Source organism: Gemmatimonas sp. (assembly GCF_044376735.1).
GTDB lineage: Bacteria > Gemmatimonadota > Gemmatimonadetes > Gemmatimonadales > Gemmatimonadaceae > Gemmatimonas.
On record NZ_JBILKJ010000207.1, the window covers coordinates 1 to 3,994 of the forward strand.

A 3,994-nucleotide genomic window follows, 5' to 3' on the forward strand; every position below is an offset into this window, starting at 1 on the left:
AACGCCGGCACGGCCGCGCGAACCGCCGGAGACGAGGCGACCGAGCAGGCTACCCGACGCGGCCGCGCAGATCTCTGGATGCTGCGTGGCTGCGCCGATAGCGCCACCCGGATTCTGCGCGAGGCGGTCGCCGCCGCGTCGCCGGGCGATCGGTCCAGCGCCGACGCGCTCGTCCGGCTGCTGGCCTCCCGCGGCGCGGTTGCGGATGCACGCCGCATCTTGGTGAGGGCCTACGGCGACGTCCCGTCGGTGGGCCGCGTCATCACGCGCGAAAGCGTCACCTTCCTGCAGGGCCTGGCCGCCGTCGAGTTCGCCGGCGGCCAGGAGTCGGCGGCGCTCTCCGCCCTCAACTCCGCCCTCACCATCGCCGTCCGTCTACACGAAGGCGACGTCAAGGATCGCAGCGAACACGCCGTCGGTCAGATCACCGACGAGAATGCCTGGCTGATGTTTGACCTCGCCCAACTGCATCGGTCCGCCAGAAGTCCGGACATTCGGTCGCCGCGCGACTACGCCCGCATCATGGCCAGCCTCGTGAAGGGCTGGCCAACGCTCGACGTCCTCCCCGACAACGGCGTGCCGATCACGCGCTTCGCCGATCGCCTCGTGATACGGACCGCGCTCTGTGCCGCCGATGGCAGCCAATGCCCGGCCCCGATCGTCGCCAAGGGGTGCCCGTAGTTCTGGCCCTCTGAAAAGACAACGCAGAGTGGCAGAGAGCGCAGAGGCGCAGAGAAGATGGATTTTCTCTGCGCCTCTGCGCTCTCTGCGACTCTGTGTGATCGTTTCCAGTCAGATGGCGTCGCCGGTCAGTTGATCCCCTTCACCTCGACCTTCTTCTCCGCCTTGGGATCCTCGAGCGTCTCAAGGACCTCGCGCCACGAGAACTTCTTGCCGCTGCCCAGCACCCAGTAGTTCATCCACGCCATCTCGGCGGTGCTCTTCACCAGCCGGTTGCGGGCGTCGGGAATGCCGTGTGAAGCGCCCGGGTACATGAACAGCTCAGTGGGCACACCCACCCGCTTGAGGCCCATGTGCAGCTCCACGCTCTGCGGGCTCGGCACGCGCGGGTCGCCCTCGACCACGTGGATCATCGTGGGCGTCTTCGCGTTCCGGATGTACCGGATCGGGGACTGCCTCCAGTAGGCGTCGAAGTCGTCGTAGGGGAGCTTGTTGCCGAGGTAATACTGCCGGTTCCGCTGCACGTCGGACTGGGCGTACATCGAGATCCAGTTCGATGTGCCGGCGCCGCTCGAGATGCCCTTGAAGCGATCGGTGTGTGTGAGAATCCAGTTGCTCCAGTGGCCACCGGCGCTCCAGCCCAACACGCCCATCTTGGTGCTGTCGACCATGCCATCCTTGATGAGGGCATCGACGCCGGTCATGATGTCGTTGAAGCCGGGGGCCATGTAGTTGCCCACGATGCCGTTCTTGTGGGCCTCGCCGTAGTTCGTGGAGCCACGGTAGTTCGGCATGAGCACCGCCCACCCCTGCCCGGCGTACACCTGCGCCCCGTAGCCGCCGTTGAACGAGAGCAGGTCGGCCGACGCCGGTCCGCCGTGGATGGCGACGATGAGCGGATACTTCTTCCCCGGCTGGTAGCCGACCGGCTTGAGCAGCACGCCGCCCACCTTCTTGCCGTCCTTCGAGGTCCAGGTGAACTCGGTCTCTTCGCCGAGCGCGATCTGTTCGCGCACCCACGGATTGGGGTCGGTGAGCTGCGTCCACGACGCACGTGACGCGAGCGCGGCCAGCGACGCCACGGTGTACATCGACGGCGGTGTGGTCGGATCCTGATACGACACCATCAGACGCTTCGTGGTCTCGTCCTGCGTTACCGAGATCACGCCCTGCACATCGGTGACCGCCTTCACCTTCCCCGTCGCCACATCGAGTGCGAACAGCTGCTGCGTGGCCTTGGCGCCTTCGTTGAAGTAGATGGTCTTGCCGTCGGCCGACCACCAATCGGCACTCACGTCCCCATCGAGATCTCCAATCTTCCGGAAGGCGGCGCCCTTCGCGTCGGTGGCGCGCACATACACGCGACGGTTCTTCATGTTGTACGCGACCATGTCGTCCGACGCCGAGAAAGCGATCGTGCGGGAATCGGGGGAGAAGGACAGCCCGGACTCGGCCGACTCGTCGTTCTTCGTGAGTCGCTCGATGCTGCCGTCGCGCGTATCGAGCAGGAACTGGTCGGCGTAGATCCCCTGCTCGGTGATGTTGCGCTTATAGCGGTCGTTCGGCACCGCGCTGAAGCCCACCCAACGGCTGTCGGGAGCGATCACGAAGGCCGTGACGGCCAGCGACGTGTCGCGGGTGACCCGCGTGGTCGGACGTGACGCCGACGCGAGGTCGACCATCCACAGCGAGTTGATCGACGTCTCGGCGTTCCGCACGGCGACCGTGAACTTCTTCTCGACCCGCGCCTTCTCGTCGGTGTCGACGGTGTCGGCGGTGATGAAGTAGATGCGACGGGAATCCGGGGCGAGCTCCCAGCTCCCGACGCCGGTGGGGTGCTTCGTGAGCGGCGTCGGCGCGAGTGAATCGAGGGGCGTGCCGCGATCGAGCGACGCCATCGCGAGGGCGTAAAGCTGCTCCTCATTGGCTTTGCCGCTGCGATACACCAGCCACTGGCCGTCCTTGCTGAAGGCGAACGTGCTCACGCCCTCCTTCGCACTGGTGATCCGTCGCGCCTCGCCGCCGTCGGCGCGCATGAGGAACAGCTGCTGCTTCATATCCCCCGCGGTCCCTTCGCGGTTGGACGCGAACACGAACCACCCGCCGGCGGGTGCCCAGCGCGGCTGCGACTCGTTCTTGTCCTTGGTAAAGGTGAGCTGACGCGTGCTCTCGAGCCCGCGGTCGGTGCGTACCAGATAGAGGTCGCTCTGGGTCGTCGCCTCGTTCCAGTCCGGCGTCGTGAGCGCGTACAGCATCTGATTGCCATCGGGGGAGATGGCCGTGCCGGCCACCGACCGGAGACGCTGCGCGTCCACCCAGGCCATGGGCCGCTTCGCCTGGCTCCACAGCGGTTGAGCCGCGAGCGTGAGCAGGGCACCGCCAGCCGCCACTCGGGCAACAGCCAGACGTGCGGCAGCGGAAACGGGCGATCGGTCGGACATGGGACGCATGGGCAGCCTCGATGCGGATGGGAAACGCTGGGAGTCGGCTGATCTTGCACCCGGCGCCGCAGACTGGCAACGTCCCCGCATGCGATCATCATCCCGAATTCGTCGCGGCGGTGCCACCGCTGCACTCGTGGCGCTTGTCGCCATGCCGTCCGCCGCGCAGAAAGCGGCTGCGCCAAAGGCCACCGCATCGAGCGGGGCCACAACGCGCCCTGCGTACGATCCGAGCCTGTATACCGACGGTACGAAAACCAATCGCGCCTTCAAGTCGCTGCGGTGGCGCAACGTGGGTCCCTCACGCGGCGGTCGCGCCACCGCGGTGACGGGCGACCCCACCAAGCCGCTGGTGTTCTACTTCGGCGCCGTGAATGGCGGCGTGTGGAAGACCACCAATGCCGGCCAGTCGTGGGAGAACATCACCGACGGCAAGACCGACCTCTCGTCGGTGGGGGCGATCACCGTGGCGCCCAGCGACCCCAATGTGATCTGGGTCGGTACCGGCGAGGGCAAGCCCCGTGAGGACCTCACCTACGGCACCGGCGTGTACCGCTCCACCGACGGTGGCCAGACGTGGACACCGCGGGGGCTGGCCAATACGCAGCAGATCACGTCGCTGCGGGTGCACCCCACCAATCCCGATGTGGCGTTCGTGACGTCGCTGGGGCACGCGTTCGGTCCGTCGCCGGATCGTGGGGTGTTCCGCACCACCGACGGCGGTGCGACGTGGAAGAAGGTGCTATTCCTGAACGACAGCACCGGCGCCGCCGATCTGTCGATCGACGTGAACAACCCGCGCATCGTGTATGCGTCGATGTGGAAGTTCCAGCGCACGCCGTGGGGCATGGACGCCGGCGCGGGGCGCAGCG

Annotated in this window: 3 protein-coding genes; 2 read left to right on the forward strand and 1 reads right to left on the reverse strand. The window is 66.9% G+C overall.

Features of this window, described 5'->3' with window-relative positions; genetic code table 11:
* Positions 1 to 681: hypothetical protein (locus ACIRA7_RS15480; RefSeq protein ID WP_396221738.1), on the forward strand; the 681-nt coding region annotated here is incomplete at its 5' end.
* 128 nt (positions 682 to 809) lie between these two features.
* On the opposite strand, the gene ACIRA7_RS15485 is transcribed toward ACIRA7_RS15480, so the two are convergent.
* Positions 810 to 3,122 (reverse strand): S9 family peptidase, encoded by a 2,313-nt coding sequence (locus ACIRA7_RS15485; RefSeq protein ID WP_396221739.1) that lies wholly within the window; start codon positions 3,120 to 3,122, stop codon positions 810 to 812.
* An 88-nt stretch (positions 3,123 to 3,210) separates the two neighbouring features.
* Here ACIRA7_RS15485 and ACIRA7_RS15490 point away from each other — a divergent pair.
* A partial coding sequence (locus ACIRA7_RS15490) for a WD40/YVTN/BNR-like repeat-containing protein (RefSeq protein ID WP_396221740.1) occupies positions 3,211 to 3,994 on the forward strand: 784 nt, incomplete at its 3' end.